This window comes from Vibrio sp. Vf1514 (assembly GCF_052076135.1).
Lineage (GTDB): Bacteria > Pseudomonadota > Gammaproteobacteria > Enterobacterales > Vibrionaceae > Vibrio > Vibrio furnissii.
This window is the reverse complement of sequence record NZ_CP197268.1, coordinates 245,485-264,524: the sequence shown is the minus strand read 5'-3', so window position 1 is coordinate 264,524 and position 19,040 is coordinate 245,485. Positions and strand designations below refer to the sequence as shown.

Annotated in this window: 12 protein-coding genes; 7 read left to right on the top strand and 5 right to left on the bottom strand. The window is 51.2% G+C overall.

Going from position 1 to position 19,040, the window contains the following annotated elements; all coding sequences use genetic code 11:
• Positions 1 to 49: 49 nt before the first annotated feature.
• The 5 genes from ACS18Q_RS15965 (at position 50) to ACS18Q_RS15945 (ending at position 7,012) form a co-directional block, all read left to right on the top strand.
• On the top strand, positions 50 to 1,687 hold the full coding sequence (locus ACS18Q_RS15965; RefSeq protein ID WP_441257981.1) for a pectate lyase: 1,638 nt from the start codon (positions 50 to 52) through the stop codon (positions 1,685 to 1,687).
• A 33-nt stretch (positions 1,688 to 1,720) separates the two neighbouring features.
• Complete coding sequence (locus tag ACS18Q_RS15960) at positions 1,721 to 3,181, top strand: EmmdR/YeeO family multidrug/toxin efflux MATE transporter (RefSeq protein ID WP_140209454.1); 1,461 nt, start codon at positions 1,721 to 1,723, stop codon at positions 3,179 to 3,181.
• Between the two features lie 377 nt (positions 3,182 to 3,558).
• A complete protein-coding gene (locus ACS18Q_RS15955) occupies positions 3,559 to 5,328 on the top strand; it encodes a sodium:solute symporter family protein (RefSeq protein ID WP_143679571.1) in 1,770 nt (589 codons plus the stop codon).
• 62 nt (positions 5,329 to 5,390) lie between these two features.
• On the top strand, positions 5,391 to 6,554 hold the full coding sequence (locus ACS18Q_RS15950) for an oligogalacturonate lyase family protein (RefSeq protein WP_041943313.1): 1,164 nt from the start codon (positions 5,391 to 5,393) through the stop codon (positions 6,552 to 6,554).
• Positions 6,555 to 6,691: 137 nt separating this feature from the next.
• On the top strand, positions 6,692 to 7,012 hold the full coding sequence (locus tag ACS18Q_RS15945; protein ID WP_004727621.1) for a heavy metal-binding domain-containing protein: 321 nt from the start codon (positions 6,692 to 6,694) through the stop codon (positions 7,010 to 7,012).
• Positions 7,013 to 7,109: 97 nt separating this feature from the next.
• Here ACS18Q_RS15945 and manA read toward each other — a convergent pair whose 3' ends face one another.
• The 4 genes from manA to mngA all read right to left on the bottom strand — a co-directional run bounded on the left by manA (position 7,110) and on the right by mngA (position 14,203).
• Positions 7,110 to 8,297 carry a mannose-6-phosphate isomerase, class I gene (manA, locus tag ACS18Q_RS15940; protein ID WP_441257980.1) on the bottom strand — a complete coding sequence of 396 codons (1,188 nt, stop codon included), beginning with the start codon at positions 8,295 to 8,297 and terminating at the stop codon, positions 7,110 to 7,112.
• Positions 8,284 to 9,447 carry a glycerate kinase gene (locus tag ACS18Q_RS15935; RefSeq protein WP_441257979.1) on the bottom strand — a complete coding sequence of 388 codons (1,164 nt, stop codon included), beginning with the start codon at positions 9,445 to 9,447 and terminating at the stop codon, positions 8,284 to 8,286. The genes manA and ACS18Q_RS15935 overlap by 14 nt, the downstream gene beginning before the upstream one ends.
• 43 nt (positions 9,448 to 9,490) lie before the next feature.
• Entirely contained in the window at positions 9,491 to 12,130 is a 2,640-nt protein-coding gene (gene mngB / locus ACS18Q_RS15930) for a mannosylglycerate hydrolase (protein WP_441257978.1), read from the bottom strand.
• Positions 12,131 to 12,265: 135 nt separating this feature from the next.
• Positions 12,266 to 14,203, bottom strand: coding sequence for a PTS 2-O-a-mannosyl-D-glycerate transporter subunit IIABC (gene mngA, locus ACS18Q_RS15925; RefSeq protein WP_238770560.1), 1,938 nt, complete (start codon positions 14,201 to 14,203; stop codon positions 12,266 to 12,268).
• Between the two features lie 241 nt (positions 14,204 to 14,444).
• On the opposite strand from mngA, the gene ACS18Q_RS15920 reads away from it, so the two are divergent.
• Positions 14,445 to 15,164, top strand: coding sequence for a GntR family transcriptional regulator (locus ACS18Q_RS15920; protein WP_014258017.1), 720 nt, complete (start codon positions 14,445 to 14,447; stop codon positions 15,162 to 15,164).
• Positions 15,165 to 15,227: 63 nt separating this feature from the next.
• Positions 15,228 to 17,300 (top strand): sensor histidine kinase, encoded by a 2,073-nt coding sequence (locus ACS18Q_RS15915; protein ID WP_441257977.1) that lies wholly within the window; start codon positions 15,228 to 15,230, stop codon positions 17,298 to 17,300.
• Between the two features lie 114 nt (positions 17,301 to 17,414).
• On the opposite strand, the gene ACS18Q_RS15910 is transcribed toward ACS18Q_RS15915, so the two are convergent.
• Entirely contained in the window at positions 17,415 to 18,536 is a 1,122-nt protein-coding gene (locus ACS18Q_RS15910) for a lytic polysaccharide monooxygenase (protein WP_441258207.1), read from the bottom strand.
• Positions 18,537 to 19,040: the final 504 nt, after the last annotated feature.

Below are 19,040 nucleotides of genomic sequence, written 5' to 3'. Positions count from 1 at the left end.
GCCCGATCTCCAATGTTGGGCCTTTTTATTTTCAATATGGGGTGATGTCATGGCGTACACACGCAAATCCTACCTGCCTTTATTAACCGAATACTATCAGCGCCTCGGTGCATTGGCTCAATCGCCAACCTCTCCTTTGCTCGCAGACGGCATCGACACCCAAACGTTGAAACCGGTCGCGTGGACGTATCCCGATAGCACGCGCGTGCCGATGAGCAACTTCGCCAGCCAACAAAACTTCCTGCGTGGCCTCGTTGCGCTCAGCACGCTGACCGGCGATGACCAGTATCGCGAACACGCCAGCAAGGTGACGCGTTATTTTCTGGAGCATTATGTCGATGACGCCAGCGGCCTGTTCCATTGGGGCGGTCACCGCTTTGTACACTGGGAAAATGGCAACATTGAAGGGCCAGCCAGCAAGGAGTGCGTGCATGAACTCAAACACCATTTCCCGTTTTATGCCTTCTTGCATGAGATCAGCCCCGCCACAACCGAAACCTTCCTGAAAGGGTTTTGGGCGGCGCATGTGTCGGATTGGGATAAGCTCGACCTCAGTCGCCACGGTGAATACGGCCAGCCGTACGCCGCCGATCTGTTTGCACGTCATCAGCCCAAACCTGTGGTCGACCCCACGCGCTGGCCCGCGCTACCCGAAACCATTGGGCTGACGTTCGTCAACGCGTCCACTGATTTGATCTACGCCGCGAGCCACTATTATCACTACACCGGGGACGCGCACGCCAAAGTGTGGGCCAAACACCTCTATCAGCAATTTGTGTTGGCGCGCCATCCCGAAACGGGCATGCCGGTGTATCAGTTCTCGTCACCGCGGCAAAGAGAACCGATTCCAGACGACGATACCCTCACCTACTCATGGTTTGGGGATCGTGCAAAACGCCAATTCGGCCCCGAATTTGGTGACATCGCGCGTGAAGCGAACGTGCTATTTCGCGATAGCTGGCCGGTGGTGGTCGATAACCCACTGGCGATCCTCGAATGCGCCAAACTGCTCAATGAACCGCAAATGCGCCAATGGGCAATAGACGGCATCACCGCTTACTTCGCCCATGCGTGGGATGAAGCGCGCAACGAAATCATCCCCATGTGGAATAGCGGTGAAGACCTGACGGGCTATACCTTTGTGCGCGATGGGTATTACGGCGACAAAGGCACCACATTAACTCGCCAACCAACCGATCCGGCCTATCTGCTCACGCTGATCCGCGCCAGCTTGCAAAGTGAAGACGCGCAACTGCGCGACTTAACCGCACGCATGTGGCAACGTTTTGGTTTGGGTGAACTCGACCCACGCACACTGCGCCCAAGTCAGGTGAGTGAGCGTACGTCGCTGGCTTCGGCGTATCTGCTGATGGCGCTGCTCGAATTACACGCAGCCACCCAAGAGGAACCACTGTTGCATTTAGCCGACGGCGTCGCAGAAAATCTGCTCAGCCAGCACTATCATGCCGGCTTCTTCTTACCCGGACCGCACCATCGTTATGCTCGACTCGATGATCCACTGCCTTATGCCTTGCTGGCCCTCGAAGCCGCGCATCAAGGCGTGTACACCGACATTCCCGTCATGATCTCCACCGGTGGCTACCTGCATGGTGAACGCTTAATCGGTGACACGATCAAAACGGTGTACGACTACGACGTGATTTACAATCAGACCGCAGAGGCCTGACCGGTACGTCTCTTGAAATAATGGAAGTGAACTTTGTCTGACTCATGTTCTTCTGTACCGGAGCAGGCTGCCCAGCCTGACTCCGAACCGCCGTATCTTCGGCGCCGTTGGCAATTGCGCTATCGCCACCGGGTGCTTATTCAGCGCAGCATTCTTCCGTTTACTTGGCCCATTCTGATCGAACTGGTGTGCGTGGTGCTGATGGGCATCGTCAGCACCATTCTGGTTAGCCGGATTGGCAAAGACGCCACAGCCGCGGTTGGGATCACCGACAGCGTGACCTATATTATTTTGTCCCTGCTCACCGCCATTGCACTCGGCGGCTCCGTTCTGATCGCCCAAGCCTTTGGCCGCCGCGATCGCCCCAAAGCGCTGTTTGGGGCCAGCCAAGTGATGAACCTGGGTGTGTTGGTGAGCCTGCTCTGCTGCGCCGCGATGTTCCTGTTCTCCGAATCGGTGCTGACCGTTGTGGCATACGGCGCAGAGCCCGAGGTGATCGACTTGGCGGCGCAATACCTTAAAATTATCGCGCTCAGCTATCCGGCGCTGGCCATCACGCTCTCTGGCAGTGGTATTTTGCGCGCCGTGGGCAACTCTCGCTCGCCTGCCACCACCAACATTCTGATGAACATTTTCAATATCGCGATCAGCTATCCGTTAATTTACGGTATCGACGCAGTGCAGTGGCAAGGGCTGGGTATGATCGGCGCTGGGATTGGCATCACGGCGGCGCGCTGGATTGGCGCAGGCATGATTCTGTTTGTGCTCACCCACAACGGTTCATTGCGTGTACCTGCCAATGCGTTCCTTAAACCATTCAATCGCCTGATACTGCGCGAAATTTTGGTGATTGGGGTGCCCGCCAGTGTCGAATCACTGATGTTTAATATCGGCAAACTCATCACCCAAATCATGGTCGCAGGCATGGGCACCATTGTGATGGCGGGTAACGTCATCACCTTCTCCGTGCTGCTGTTTGTCAACATTCCCGGTAACGCACTCGCCATGGCTGCCACCGTGTTGATAGGAAAACGCTTGGGGCAAGGGCAAACCCGCGTGGCGCGATTAGAAATGCACCTGATTCTGCTGCTCGCCACTGGCGCATTGACCGTGCTCGGCATCGCATTTGTGCCTTTTGCCCACAACATCGGCGCCATTTATAGCGACGATGCGGCGGTGATTGATGTGGTGGTGAACCTGATTTACCTCAACGCCCTAATGATGCCGATTTGGGCTGCATCGTTTGTCTTACCGGCAGCCTTCAAAGGCGCCAAAGATGTCAAATACAGCATGTGGACCGCGATCATGAGCATGTGGGGATGCCGCATTGTGCTGGGATATCTACTCGGGATTCATTTTGGTTTTGGCATTTACGGCATTTGGCTTGGCATGTTTGCCGATTGGTGGTTGCGCGGCGCGCTCTATTTATACCGCATGATCAGCCAGCGCTGGCTGACCGCTTATCTCACCGCTGAGAAAAAACGAATGAATTGACTCAAGGCGCCGTTGGGCGCCTCATTTTTAACCATTGCCACACACAACTTTTCGCCACATCGCGTATGCTGCGCCGCACCACAGACGTAAACAAGCGTCACGCCACCCGCTCAAAACGTACAATGTTCGCTAATTTTTTCACGCTTGTGATCACCGCTGACGGATTACTTTTCTTGGATGTTAAATGCTGGTAAACCTTGGGGCACAAGGCTCAGACAATTCTTACACCCCAAACGCGTCGCGCCATTTGTGTATGACTCAGATCACTAATTTGAGAAAAATATAAAAAATGAACCATTGTTTCGATTTTTATCACATACCATTTCAACTTCTTTCCATATAATCCACGAAAATTAAAACAGCGTTTCGAGGTTTACATGCAATACGATTATCTAGTCATTGCAGGCTACTTTGCCCTGATGGTGGCAATCAGCTTGATATTTAAAAAAATGGCGAGCAACAGTACCAGTGACTACTTCCGTGGGGGCGGTAAAATGCTCTGGTGGATGGTAGGTGCCACTGCATTTATGACTCAATTTTCAGCTTGGACATTCACCGGTGCCGCCGGTAAAGCGTTCAGCGACGGCTTCGCGGTTCTCGCGGTGTTTGTTGGTAACATGGTGGCGTATGTGTTTGCATACTTCTATTTTGCTCGCCGTTTCCGTCAAATGCGCGTCGACACACCAACTGAAGCGGTAAAACGTCGTTTTGGCGGCGTGAACGAACAGTTCTTTACTTGGGTGATCATTCCTCTGAGCGTGATCAACGCTGGTGTATGGCTTAACGGTCTGGGCGTGTTCGCGTCTGCTGTATTTAATGCCGACATCGTCACCACCATTTGGATTACCGGTCTTGCGGTTCTGGCCATCTCGCTATTGAGTGGTGCATGGGGCGTTGTGGCGTCTGACTTTATTCAGACACTGGTTGTTGCCGTGATTTCCGTGGCGTGTGCATTGGTTGCATTGGTTGTTGTGGGCGGCCCAGGCGAGATCGTTGAGAACTTCCCTGGCGGCTTCATGATGGGCCCGGATATGAACTATCCGTTGCTACTTGTATGTACGTTCATCTTCTTTGTGGTGAAACAGCTACAAAGTATCAACAACATGCAGGAATCTTACCGTTTCCTTAACGCAAAAGACTCGAAAAACGCTAGCAAAGCCGCACTACTTGCTTTGGGCATGATGGTCGTGGGCGCGGTGATTTGGTTCATTCCACCATGGGCTTCTGCGATTCTTTACCCAGATGCAGCAACACAATACTCATCACTGGGCGCGAAAGCTGGCGATGCGGTTTACCTTGTGTTTGCTCGTGAAACCATGCCGTTGGGTACTGTTGGTCTTCTGATGGCGGGTCTGTTCGCAGCAACCATGTCGTCAATGGACTCTGCACTGAACCGTAACTCAGGCATCTTTGTTCGCAGCTTCTACGCACCGATCATGCGTAAAGGTCAAGCGACTGATAAAGAGCAGCTACGTGCTGGCCAAATCGCATGTTTGATCAACGGCCTGCTGGTTATCTTCATGGCACAGTTCTTCAACTCACTGAAACACCTGAGCTTGTTTGACCTGATGATGCAAGTTGCGACCCTACTGCAATCGCCAATTCTAGTACCGCTATTCCTGGGTATGCTGATTCGTAAAACGCCAAAATGGGCACCATGGGCAACGGTTGTATTCGGTATGGCTGTATCTTGGTCGGTTGTGAAAATCTTCACCCCAGAATACGTGGGTAGCTGGTTCGGCCTAGAAGAACTAACTCGCCGTGAAATTGGTGAAATGCGCACGATGATCACCATCGCCGCTCACCTGTTCCTGACCGCTGGTTTCTTCTGTCTGACCACACTGTTCTACAAAGAAGAGAAAGACCCATACATCGCATCAACACAAGATTTCTTTAAAGACATCGACACCGAGTGTGTGGCTGAAGAAGGTCAAGACATCGTTGACCGTATGCAACGCAACAAACTGGGTACGTTGGTGATGTACATGGCAGCAGGTTTGTCACTGATGATTCTCATCCCGAACCCAATGTGGGGACGCCTGTTGTTCTTGGGCTGTGCGGCGGTGATTGCCATCGTAGGCTACGCGCTGAAACGCAGTGCAGGCCTAGACAACGCAAACAACAAATGCGTAATTTCTTCTAACTGATTTCATTAAGTTTTCACTGCCAATCCTCACCGGTTGGCAGTGCTATTTCGGAGGCTATGTTTATGGCTAAAGGTGATGTAATTCAGCTGACGTTCGAATCGTTCATCGACAGCGACACCCAAGTGAAAGTGACTCGTCTAACCCCAACCGACGTGATTTGTCACCGTAACTACTTCTATCAAAAATGCTTTACCACAGATGGCAGCAAGCTGCTGTTTGCAGGTGACTTCGATGGGAACCGTAACTACTACTTGGCCGATCTGAACACGCAACAAGCAACACAGCTGACAGAAGGCAAAGGCGACAACACCTTCGGTGGTTTCATTTCAGACGATGACCGTTCTTTCTTCTACGTGAAAAACGAACTGAACCTGATGAAAGTGGACCTAGAAACGCTGGAAGAGCAAGTCATCTACACCGTTGACGAGGAATGGAAAGGTTACGGCACATGGGTGGCAAACTCTGCATGCACCAAACTGGTTGGTATCGAAATCCTGAAACGTGATTGGCAACCGCTGACCTCATGGGAAAAATTTGCCGAGTTCTACCACACCAACCCAACTTGCCGCCTGATTAAAGTCGACATTCAAACGGGCGAACTGGAAGTAATCCACCAAGAAAACGCTTGGCTGGGCCACCCTATTTACCGCCCATTCGATGACTCAACGGTTGGCTTCTGCCACGAAGGCCCACACGACTTGGTTGACGCGCGTATGTGGCTGGTGAACGAAGACGGCACGAACGTCCGCATGATCAAAGAACACGCGCCGGGTGAATCGTGCACGCACGAATTCTGGATTCCAGATGGCAGCGCGATGGCGTATGTGTCTTACTTCAAAGGCCAAACTGAGCGCGTGATCTACAAAGCCAACCCAGAAACGTTGGAAAACGAAGAAGTGATGGTGATGCCACCTTGTTCTCACCTGATGAGTAACTTCGATGGCACCTTGATGGTCGGTGACGGTTGTGATGCCCCTGTCGACGTTGCAGATGCAGAAAGCTACGACATCGAAAACGACCCGTTCTTGTACATCATGAACACCAAAACCAAGTCTTACGCGAAACTCGCGAAACACAATACCTCATGGGATGTGCTTGATGGTGACCGCCAAATCACCCACCCACACCCATCATTTACACCGGGCGATACCGGCGTGCTGTTCACCAGTGATTTCGAAGGCGTACCGGCCATCTACATCGCTGACGTTCCAGCAGAGCTGCGTTAATCTCCCCACCCCCAAATGCTCCACACAAGCCTTCGCATCTTGCGAAGGCTTTTTTTATTCACTTTTCTCCCACACACGGAACTCTGGCCTGAGTTACACTTCTAACAGGCATTCACTGATTCACACGAGAAAGAATTATGATCATCACAACGACGCCTCACGTCGAAGGCAAACGCATCGTACGCTATTGTGGCGTGATTGCGGGCGAAGCCATCATGGGCGCCAATATCTTCAAAGACATGTTTGCAGGCATTCGCGACATCGTGGGTGGGCGCTCCGCCACTTACGAACACGAACTGCAAAAAGCGCGCACCATCGCGCTGCAGGAACTAGAAGCGCGGGCGGCAGAATTGGGTGCCAATGCTGTGGTCGGCATTGACCTCGATTACGAAACGTTTGGCAAAACCAACGGCATGTTGATGGTGTCGGTCAGCGGCACCGCAGTGATTGTGGACTAACGCTACGATTGACCACACCTCATACACCGAAAAAAGCCCATCCGAAGATGGGCTTGGCTAACGAAGGTTAGGTGCGTATTTGAGCCACAAAAACCGATTAGTTGTATGCCCGAGCAAGCGTTCCCTGGCCAACATAGCTGAAACGTAACGCATCATTGCTGATAAATGCCGACTCACCCGCCGACAACACAATCTCTTGCTCTTCGCACGTCACACTCACTTGTCCGTCAATGCAGAATAGGATCTCTGCGCTCCGGATGTACTGCTCTCGGATTTCATCGGTCACCGTTAAAATATCGAAGGCAAAATCATCCACCGGCACCGGATAGCTTTGTTTGCCATCTTTGTGAACCGGAGCCAGTTTGATCGCTTGTGGATGCATCGGGTTAAAGCTGGTGTTCCGAATCAACTCTGCAACGTCGATATGTTTAGGCGTCAACCCGGCTCGGAGTACGTTGTCGGAATTAGCCATAATTTCCAACGCCGTTCCTCGTACATACGCATGGGGTGTTTCTGCATGCAGGAACATCGCTTCCCCCGGGGCCAGCTCTACCGTATTGAGAAACAGCGGCGCAAGCAGGCCGATATCATGGGGAAACAACTGCTCAAACTCTGCGATATACTGCAAAGCTTCACGCAGTTGCGACGTTTTAGCCGGACGCAACATAGACTGTTTAAGTTGCTGTAATATTTCCGCTTTTCTCTCATCATTCATTGTCATTAACGTCGTAAAAAAGACGTTTAATCCCGCGTTGGTTGGCTGGCTCTCAAGCCGCGCCAAATCTTGTTCTAACGCATGAATATTCATCTGACCAAATAATTCGATGATGTCCGGAATCGGACGAAAACCATTCATCGCACGAAAAAAAGTGAGCGCGTAAACTAACTCTGGTTTGTGATTCGCATCCTTGTAGTTTCGCTGTGGCGAAGTCAGCGCAATCCCTTGTTGATTTTCGCGTTCGAATCCGATTTCCGCATTGCGCTTATTGGGGTGAACCTGAATCGACAACGGTGCCTCAGCGGATAACACTTTGAGCAAAAAAGGCAGTTCGGCAAATCTTGCTGCCGTGTACGCTCCCAGATAGCGTTTGTTATTCTTCGCCAGAAGATCCGCCAACGACTCGCCCGTACCATGCACCTTGGCACAACCATTGGGGTGCGCCCCCATCCAGATTTCGGCCTGAGGTTGCTGCTGTGGATTGGCGATACCAAACATCTTCGTCAACGCACTTTTGCTCCCCCAAGCATAGTTCTGAATGACATTATCCAGCTTAAACAGTGTCATCTCGATGGCCTCCTGTCAGGTGAGCACCCAGTTTCAGCATCGCCGCGACATTACGCGCAATACGCTGTAGGTTCTCACTCGCTTCAGAGAGCACTTGCTCCAATGATTGCGGTGCGCGAACTGAGTCAAACACCCCGGTAAAATGGAGATTCAGAGCATCCGTCTCAGCCCCCAACGAACCCGCAATACCAATCACCGGAATGCCTAAATTTTTCGCCCTTTGCGCAATACCAAACGGGGTTTTGCCTTGCAGCGTCTGGTTATCCATCTGCCCCTCGCCCGTAATCACCAGATCAGCGTTTTTCAGAACGCGCTCTGCATCAAGGGCATCTAACACCATCTCAATGCCCGGTTTCATCGCCATCGGAAACAGCAGTGACAGCCCAAGAGGTGTGCCGCCAGCGGCTCCAAAGCCCGGCATGTTGCCGCAATGAGTGCCACACTTTTTCGCGGCAACATCAGCAAAGTGAGTCAACGCCTCATCCAGTTGTGCGACATCCTCTGGCGTTGCACCTTTCTGCGGACCAAAGATATGGCTGGCTCCTGTAGGGCCAGTCAAAGGGTTCGCCACATCACAAGCGATCACCATGTCAACGTGAGCGCAGCGACCATCGAGTGCGGTCAGGTCTATTTCGGCAACATCAGCAAGCGCCCGCCCGCCTCGGCCGATGACTTCTCCGTTGGCTTTGCGCAGCACCCCGCCAAGCGCTTGAATGATCCCAGCGCCAGCATCATTGGTCGCACTGCCGCCTAATCCTATGAGGATTTTTTGCACACCGAGATCCAGTGCTTGCTGAATGATTTGCCCTGTACCGTAGGTTGAGGCGATCAATGGATTACGCTGCTGCATAGGCACTTTATCGAGCCCGGATGCCTGAGCAATTTCAATGAGAGCTGTACGCCCATTCTCCAAAAGCGCCCATTCGGCAGCGATGATGTCGCCGAGCGGCCCCTCAACCCGAGAGACGATTTTCTCGCCATTGAGCGCTTGCAACAGCACATCGACCGTTCCTTCTCCTCCATCGGCTAAAGGCATCAGATGATAGTCAGCATTCGGAAAGACGGCAGAGAATCCATGTTGAATGCACTGACACACCGCCAGTGCAGGCAAGGACTCTTTGAAAGAATCAGGCGCGATAACGATTTTCATGAAAGGATCCTTACCCGCTCCGAAGAGCGGGCATTGCAGAAAGTTACAACGTGAAACGGAAAGATTTCACCTGACAAGGTTTGAGCACACCAAACGACTCAGCATCTACATCGTTCGAGATGGCTTTTTCATCCAAACTCACTGCTTGCCAAGAGGTCACTCCACCATGAATCTGCACGGCATCTTCAACCACGGCCGATTCCGATGGGTTATAAACCCTCAAAATTAAGGCATTTTCGTCTTCTGCTTTTTTCAGCACACTCAATACCGCACCGCGTTGATCTTTGCGAAGCAAGCTATGGGTCAATGGCAAATTCTGCTCACCAACATTGAGTTTCATCGCGTTGTAAGGAATTTTGTTGTAACACTGAATCGGCGTCACATTATCACGGGCAGCCGCCATCACATTGGCGTCAATGTGGTTACCCGCAAAACCAAACAGCGTAAATTCACACACCAGCTTGCCTCTGACTTGCGAGTCCGGCGTTGGAATTTTGATCCCTGAAGGACGGCCCGGGCGCAGCAACAAATTCTCTTTGCCCAGCACACCGACCCCACGCAATAACGTGAGCGCAAACGTATCGCGCTGTTCGTTACCTTGAGCGGAAATCACTTCAAATTCACGTAGACCATTGCTCATAATTGCCATTCCACCTTGAGCATCTTCCAGTGCAGCAAAGTTCATCAGTTGGTAAACCGGAACTGGCGCTTCTTTCCAACCATCGGCTTCCCAGTTGGCCATTTCCGGATCATTGGTAGGACGCGAGATCAAACCAAATTGGTTGTCAGCCACAACTGTTTCAGACACAAACGGCGTAGGAACCAGCACACGAACGCGATGGTCATCGGCTTGGTTATCCAGCACCATCCGTACTTCAATGCGGCGCGAACCCTGTTTGAGAACCACCTGGCAATCAACATCCACGAAACCGTTTTGACCGCTACGCGCTTCTCGTTCGATCAAATCCTGCGGTACATTCATTCGCAGCATGATGCTTGCAACAGATTGGAAGCCTTCATGTTTTACAGTCACGTCAGCTTTAAATTCATCTGAATACAACAGCCATTCGTGACGAGATGGAGAATAATCGTACTCATCACCATCATCGGAGCCATCTTCAATACGCAGCACTTGCGCGTAGGTATGCTTGGTCTCTTTATCGAAGATATTCAACGTGCCGTTGTTGTTCACATGGATGCGGTAATATTCGTTTTCCAGCAGAACGTCTTTTTGCTCTGCGACTTTTTTCACACCTTTTTCATGCGCTTGAATATGCAAAGTGGTAAAGCCCATCGCAGGGACTGCGTGTTTGATTTGAATGTCATATTCAATGAACGGATCATAATTTCCGTAATGCACGATCTGGCGGTCAATTTTCCCCGGGTCAATGACGCGTTGATCCTGAATGAAGTATTCAATGGGCGTGCCGTGTTCATCGAACAGATTGAAATCTTCTGCGCGAATGGTAATGGTGGTATTGATCACTTCATCGCGAGCATAAGGAGACAAGTTAAACAGCGCCAATTTATCGCAACCTTCGCGAGCAGGCATGTGGTCAACAATCTTACGCTTATAGAAATTAATCAGATTGGTCGCCATATCGTCAGCGAGAATATAACGATTGAGAATCTCCGCATGCACTTTGTCTGAGCAGCAGCAGCCGATTGAATCGTGCGCATGGTTCTTCATGCTCTCTTTCCACATCTTCTCAATCAAACCGTGGTGATACTCAAAGCCCAGAGTCCAGGCAATCGACGCCAACGGTTCAAGAATATTGACGATCTTGTTTTCTACTTGGGCATGGATCAGCTTGATGTCCATGCGAGTCGAAGAAATCGTGCGGTGCACACGCATGTATTTGCCATCGTTAAACTCACCTTTCACGGTGTCCAGTTGTTCGCGTTCAGCTTCAATGCGTTCAAACACTTCTTCGAAACGGCTCATTTGGAATGTTTTGTCTGGGTAGATTTCACGCAATGTTGCCATCACTTCAAAAATGTCTTTTTGAATCGGCATCTGGTCATGGCCATTCGGCAGCAAAATATCTTTGGTTACCGACGGTTTTTCCAGCACAGGGAAATATTTGTCCAAGCGAGCACGCAGGCCTGCTTCATCTTGTGGCAGGTATTTACCAATCGCATACCCGAGCGGCAGTACTTGCGCTGTCACTTCACTGCCATCGTTTGACTGCCACACAAATTCCGTTTTATCTGTGCCATGGCGCTCAGAACAACCGCGCCAGAACATCGCACGCTGAATGCCAAAGCCGTTATAGATGGCCGGCAGCTGAGAACTCATTGAGAACGAGTCCGGCAGATAGCCAATTTTCATCGGTTCACCCAATGCCAGACAATCTCGCAATCCATACAACATATTGCGCACAATCGACTCACCAGACACTTGCATGGTGTCGGTTTGTGAATACCAAGGCCCAACAATGAGTTTTCCCGCTTCAACCAAGGATTTTACACGTTGTTTGTGTTCCGGTTTAATCGCGAAGTAGTCTTCAAGTACAGCGGTCTGACCGTCAAGCACGTAATATTTGTAGTCCGGATCGTTTTCCAGACGAGTCATGATTTCTTCCATGTTGTTCACCAACAAAATGCGTGACTCTTCGGTCGTGAAATACCATTCACGATCCCAGTGCATGTGAGGTGTGATATGAACGCGAGATGTAGTCATAACGGTTTACCCTAGTCGGCAATACTTGCCATCAATGAATTAAAAAATTGAGTTGTTCTATTCGCACGAGCGAATTTTAGGGCGCAGAAATCCTGCGCCCAACAGTGGTATTGAGCGAATGAATCCATGCTCCAATTAGTTCTGAGTGACAGCTTCAGTGGCAAACTTGCCCTTTTTTACTGCATGAGCCCGCCATGCAATCAGAGTCAATGTCGAGATCGTGGCACCGATGATAGCCGCACCAAACCAGATGGCCGCCGCCATAAACGCGCCGACACCGGCATCATGAAGCAAGAAGATAGAGAAGATACCTGCACCAGGGGTAGACAAACCAACGCCAGCCGCACCGACCATAGCCCCTGTCACCACCGACCCCAATAGGAATGAACCGATGACGCGGATAGGGTCTTCAATTGCCATAGGAATCGCCCCTTCAGTAATCCCCGCCAAACCGAGCAACCATGTAGATTTGCCCGTTTCGATTTCAAAGTCTTTAAACAGTTTAGGTGCCAGTAAAGTGGAAGCTGTCACAGTAAACGCGGACACCATTTTCACCGAGCCGAAGATGGCATAAGGGCCATACACGCCATTTGCCATCGCCCCCAAACAGAAAGCATAAGCCGCTTTATTGACTGGGCCACCAAGGTCAAATGAGACAAAAAAGCCGATGACAGCGCCTAGCAACAAGGCATTGGTTCCCGACATGCTGTTTAGCCAGTCTGTTAGGCCTTGATTCAACCAAGCAACCGGTTTACCAATCACAAACAGCATCAACGAACCAGCCACTAAAGTGCCGATCACCGGATACAAATAGAAAGTCAGAAAACCGTTGAATGCAGGGGTCAAACGCACATTTTGTTTCACCCAACGCATAACGTAACCAGCGATCAACCCACCGACAACCCCACCCAAAAAGCCTGAACCAATCAGGTTGGCAGCAATCCCCGCCGCAAAACCTGGCCCCAATGCCGGCTTATCCGCCAAAGAGTACGCGGTGTATGCAGCCAAGACAGGAACCATTAACGTCCCCAGTAGGCCACCACCCAATTGTCGATACATCCATAACCACGAGCCTTGCTCTGCATACAGATCCTGCAAATTAAGCATTTGCGCAAGGAGCACCGCCACAGCCAACACAGTACCACCAGCAACAATCAGCGGGACGGCATAAGAAATGCCGGATAACAGCGCCTGTTTGAGTTCTGTTTTTAATGGCAGTTTCTTCGGCTGATGGTCATTCGCAACCGTGCGATTCGCACCTGAATCTGATTTGCCCACTTCAACCGCTTCTTGCAAAATACGTTCGGCGTGTTTAATCGGCTCCGCCACAGGCACTTCGACACGAGGAATACCCTGAAAACGCTCCAGTTCTTTGATCGCCACTTCCGCTGCAAACACGACTGCTGTTGCTTTATTTAACTGTTCAGCAGTCAGTCGATCTTCAATACCATTCGCGCCCTGCTTTTCTACCGAGACGTTGTAACCCAGCTTTTTACCTGCTTTTTCGAGATACTCCGCGGCCATGTAGGTATGCGCGATCCCTGCCGGACACGCTGTCACACAGACAATCGTAGGCGCATCTTTGAGTTGATGAGTCTCTGATTCTTTGTTCTGTTCTGCTTGGTTATCAAGTAACTCAAAAATTTGTTCTATATTTGTAGCATTCAATACCGCTTCTCGAACCTCATCATCCACCAAGGTTGTGGTCAGTTCAGTCAGCAGATGCATATGGGTCGAACCTGCTTCGGCGTTAGGAATCGCGATGAGGAAGATAAGGTTGACATCTTCCTCATCATCTATGCCTTGCCATTTCAGGTCATCTTTCAGTGTCGCTATCGCAAAGGCCGCTTCTTTTACCGCATCGGTTTTACCATGAGGTACAGCCAAACCTTCCCCAAGTGCTGTCGGCCCTTGGGTTTCACGAGCGAAAACCGCCTGTAGATATTCGTCTTTGTTATGCAATTTTCCCTGCTGATCCAACATCTCAGCAAGTGCACGAATCGCTGCGTCACGACTTTCAAAGGTCGTTTGTAATGTTATCAGCGACGGATTGGTTAGAGAGGTAAGTTTCATCATTTGTCCCATTGTCACGTTTACATTCGTTGTCCGTCCAACAACAATGGAATAATACCTTTTAAATACATCGATACCATGATCAAGATCTCAGTTGTATTAATATATGTATTATATTTGTATTTTAATTTATCACAGAAGTCGCAATGCGTGCTTGTCATATTGAATCACTTTCGTATCATACAAATGACGATAGACCGCGTTAAAATCCCTGTTAAGCATACAGTTACTGAGAGAAAGTATGGCCAGATTACCCATGTATCGGCAGATCGCTGATGCGATTCGAAAAAAGATCAGTTCGGGTGAGTATAAGGTAGGTGAAGCCCTGCCAACAGAAGCACAGTTGCGTGAAGCATTTTCAGTCAGTCGAGTAACCGTTCGCCAAGCCATCAAATTGCTAGTGGAAAACGAGGAACTGGAAAGTGTGCAAGGCAGCGGTACTTACGTGAAAGCCAACAAGGTCAATTACGACATTTACCAACAAAGTAGCTTTTCTGAAAAGTGGGAGCACCTCAACAAAGTGACCCACAGTGACGTTGTGGCTTTTGAGATTCAACGAGCAGCTCTGCATATCGCAGAACATCTCAATATAAGGGAAGGTGAGCGCGTTTATTTTGTCAAACGAGTTCGCTACATCGACGACACGCCGATCACCGTTGAAGAGACTTGGATGCCGACCAACTTGTTTCCCGATCTGACTTATCAAGTGATGCAAGGTTCTAAGTACGACTATATCGAAAACCAGAAACAACTGGTCATTGATCGCAGCGAACAGGAGATCATCCCAATTTTGCCCCCCAAAGAAATCGCAGAGCTGTTAAAAATCGATGCTGCCACTCCCATCATAGAGAAACGCACCATCGGATATTTAGAAGATGCAACGGTATTTGAATACAGCCGAAACTACACCAGCCCAACAGAATACAAGTTTACGTTAGTGGCGAAGCGCAAACACGGATGACGCATGTGTGGCGGAACGCTGGACGTTGTCACACCGAAGACAAAGGAAAGTACAGGTGAATACATGACGCTAGCGCAGAAGAAGTTGGGATGGGTGATATTGGCGCTGTTGCTGATTCTGGGGGTGAAAACGGCATCGACCACGATTGCCAAGCAGTGGCAGTTGGAACAGGCCCAAAGCCACGGTGAGCAGCGCTTGCTGGATTACATTGGCGATGTGCGCCAAACGCTGCGCCGCTTTTACCATCTGCCCTATCTCATCACCAATGAGGCCATCAGCCAACGCTTGCTCAGCGGCGATGCGTCGGTAATTGAGGAGATGCAAACCACGCTGGGCCAACTCGATAAAGCCGCCAACACCAAAGGGTGGTACGTGCTCTCGCCGAGTGGTGACGTGTTGGTGTCGAGCAAAGACGCCGAAAACTGGAATGGCCATGACGGCGATGCGATCGTGGCAAAAATTCACCAGCAACGCGAAGGGATTTCGATTGTCACCAAAGCCATCGGAGCCACGCCGATCTACTTTTTGGCAGCGCCAATCTACATCGATCTGGACATTGTCGGTATCGTCGCGGTGCAGATTGACCTCAGCGTGCTGGCCGACCAATGGTTTGCCAATGATGAACTGATCCTATTTCAAAACGCCAGCGGCCAATACTTTCTTTCCAGCAGCCCGCAATACAATGCCGACTGGCTGAACGCCCATCCGCACATCACCAATGCCGCCCAGCCCATTCATCTCTACAACGACGCGCGTTTGGTGCAGTGGCATTTGCAATCGGATCCGTACCTCGCACAATCCGTCACGTTGGATGATTTAAACTGGACGCTGACCTATCTGACACCGATGAAATCGCTCTATCAAACGGTCAATTGGCTCAGCATGAGCTGCGTGGTGGCGGTGTTATTGCTGATGCTGCTTGGCACGCTGCGTTACGAGCAGTACCAAAAACAGCTCAGCCAGCGCAAACTGCAAGACATTGTCCAAGAGTCTGAGCAGCGCCAACGCAACATGATTCAGAAAACCCACGTCGGGTTGTTGTTGCTCGATGAAACGGGCCGTATTGAAGAGATCAACCCGATGGCGAAACGCTACTTCAGCCTGTCGGAGTTGATGGTGAAAAACGTACGCGCATGGGAGCTATTTGATATTGGCAACCCAAATGCCACCATTCCGCTGCTGCTTGAGAACTTGGCGCGCAATCAGGAGCTGGCCGACATCACCTCCGTCGAAACCATGGCAAGGCGTAGCGACGGCAGCCTGTTTCCGATTTTGTTCTCGCTCACCTCCGTGCAATGGAAAGACAAGCGCCACTATTTGGTGACGATCCTCGACATCAGTAAGCGCAAAAAAGCCGAAATCGCGCTGCAAACGGCGAACCAAGCATTGCAACACCGAGTGGAAGAGCGCACCGCAGAACTGAAGTCGGCCCAGCAAGAGCTGATTGAGGCCAGTAAAATGGCGGCGCTCGGGCGCATGTCGAGCGCCATCACCCACGAACTCAACCAGCCATTGACGGGGCTGCGCACCCTGCTGTCGAGCAATGAATTGCTGCTGGCGCGCGGTGAAACCCAATTGGCTCAAGCCAACATGAAGCTGGTACACACGCTGATCGATCGCATGGCGAACATGACCACACAGCTCAAATCGTTTGCTTTTAATCGCCCCGAAACGCTGGCGCCCGTCTCCATTCCGGATGCGCTGCAAGAGATCCTGCGCGTTCATCAGGCGCGTCTGGAACGCGTGGATGTGCGCGTACGAATGTCATCCGATCTACCATTGGTACGCGGCGAAGCCCAACGCCTGCGCCAAGTGCTGGGCAATTTAGTCACCAATGCGCTCGACGCGATGCAAGAGCAGCCAGCCCCCAAACTGATCATCAGTGCAGTGGTCGATGCAGACACCGTGTTACTGCGTGTACGTGACAACGGCTGCGGCATTGCAGAAGAGCAACTCACCACTATCTTTGAGCCGTTCCAAACCAGCAAAAAAATGGGCGAAGGATTGGGCTTGGGGCTGTCGATCACCGCCAACAGCGTGCGCGATATGCAAGGCGCCATTCGCGCAGTCAACAACCCGGAAGGCGGCATGACGTTTGAAGTGATGCTGACCCTCAATCCGCCGGGTCCGGCATGACCCCGCTAAAATGCACTCACCTCCCATCACGTAACATCAGGCCATAAAAAAGAGGCACTCACGCCTCTTTTTATTCATCAAACCTCTTTCATCCATCAAACACGCAAGGCTGGGTTAACGCCAAACGCCCCACTCGCCGGTGGTGCCCGGTTCATCCCCTTGCGTCCACCACTGCGCTGTCCATTCGCGGCCATTGTGGCTGACCACATCGCCCGCATTATAGATGGCATCGCTGCGCCACGCGTTGTCCGGGCCGGTCTGCGGCGTCGTTTCACCTTTGATCAGAGATAACTGATAACTGAAGGTGGCATTCGGCGCCAACACCTGATTCGCGTAGATGTTGGTGGTGTCAAACATGTAGTGGCCCATCGCCTCATGCCAGATGCCGATATACCATGCCCCATTCGTCAATTGATTAAATTGCCCTGCCAGTTCCGCCGCCCAAGTCGCGGTGTTGTTGGCCGAGATGGCGAGGCTGAGGTCAACCTGTTCATTGCCATTGGCATCAAAGGTGCGAAAACGCACGCTATCCCCCGATTCGATCGGGCCGAAACCCTGCGCAATGAAATAGCCCAGCGCCGTCAGATCCGCCGGTTGCGTCGGATCTGTGGGTGCCGTGCCGCCATCAAAAGTGATATCACTACAGTTGTAAAACCCTTCGCCCGCCGCATCTTCACGCTGCCAGCGGGTATACAGCACCGCATCACCACTACGCCCAGCAGGGAAAGTCACCGCAATGCGGTATTTTTTATCGTCGCCGACCGCGACATTGCCTGCGGTGTCGATCAGTTCTAAATCCGCCCAGGTGAGCGGGGCCGCCTGATCGTACTCCGGCGTCGTCAAATAGAACTGCCAGTAGGACGGGCTGTGCGGCGCGGTGGCATTGAACACCAGTTCAATCTGCTGATTTGCATCTAGCGTGATGGCGGTTTTCTGCCAATCCGGTGACGCAACGTTTAAGCCCGATTTGGCACTATCCGCCGCCGAACACAATGAACCATCGCGCACAATGGCTTGCACATGCGCCATATCCTGATAGTTAGGCACGTTGGCTGAAATTTCATTTCGCTGTACAAACGGAAACGCGCCCGATTCATCAAACGCGGCCTGACACGCCGCATTAGGGATGGTGTTGTCCCAAAAGCCGCCATCCTGATAACAAGTATTCTGGCGAGCACTGGGAAACTCCACCCAACCATGGGCGGCAACCGGCAGCGAAACCGTACTTGCGAGCATCATGGCGCTAAGCGCCCCGCATTGAAGCACCTTGTTTTGAAGCCGATTGTTTTGAAACCTGTTGTTTTGAAACCTATGGTTTTGAAGATTGTTGTTTTTACAACGATGGTGTTGAAAACGATTGTGTTGTAAACGATGGTGTTGAAGCATCTTTTGCATGATTTATCCTTTTTCACTGACGTTGAAGCGACCCCATGCGAACGCCGCAGGGGCTCAACAAAGCTAGCAAGGATTTGTCATCACACAGGCCATGCCATGGCGATTTCGCATGATTTGAACGTCAAACTGATGGGTCGTTTCCAAAGCGGCGTCTGCGATTTCTTGTCATCACATTTCGCTTCGAGTCACTTCAAACTTTCGCCTGTCGGCGGCAGGTCAATCGCCGTTCAATCTTTGGTCATTAAATTCACACTGTTGAAAAATCCACCACCAAATCCGCGTTTGTCAGAAATCTTAAACAGACGTTATCCAAAGACTGACGCACGCTGACGGACTCCTCACAGA

Coding starts and splice junctions, on each gene's coding strand:
- ACS18Q_RS15955 (WP_143679571.1), top strand. CDS start 3,559: ATGCAATACGATTATCTAGTCATTGCAGGCTACTTTGCCCTGATGGTG.
- ACS18Q_RS15945 (WP_004727621.1), top strand. CDS start 6,692: ATGATCATCACAACGACGCCTCACGTCGAAGGCAAACGCATCGTACGC.
- mngA (WP_238770560.1), bottom strand. CDS start 14,203: ATGAAACTTACCTCTCTAACCAATCCGTCGCTGATAACATTACAAACG.
- ACS18Q_RS15915 (WP_441257977.1), top strand. CDS start 15,228: ATGACGCTAGCGCAGAAGAAGTTGGGATGGGTGATATTGGCGCTGTTG.
- ACS18Q_RS15950 (WP_041943313.1), top strand. CDS start 5,391: ATGGCTAAAGGTGATGTAATTCAGCTGACGTTCGAATCGTTCATCGAC.
- ACS18Q_RS15965 (WP_441257981.1), top strand. CDS start 50: ATGGCGTACACACGCAAATCCTACCTGCCTTTATTAACCGAATACTAT.
- manA (WP_441257980.1), bottom strand. CDS start 8,297: ATGACACTGTTTAAGCTGGATAATGTCATTCAGAACTATGCTTGGGGG.
- ACS18Q_RS15920 (WP_014258017.1), top strand. CDS start 14,445: ATGGCCAGATTACCCATGTATCGGCAGATCGCTGATGCGATTCGAAAA.
- ACS18Q_RS15935 (WP_441257979.1), bottom strand. CDS start 9,447: ATGAAAATCGTTATCGCGCCTGATTCTTTCAAAGAGTCCTTGCCTGCA.
- ACS18Q_RS15910 (WP_441258207.1), bottom strand. CDS start 18,536: ATGCTCGCAAGTACGGTTTCGCTGCCGGTTGCCGCCCATGGTTGGGTG.
- mngB (WP_441257978.1), bottom strand. CDS start 12,130: ATGACTACATCTCGCGTTCATATCACACCTCACATGCACTGGGATCGT.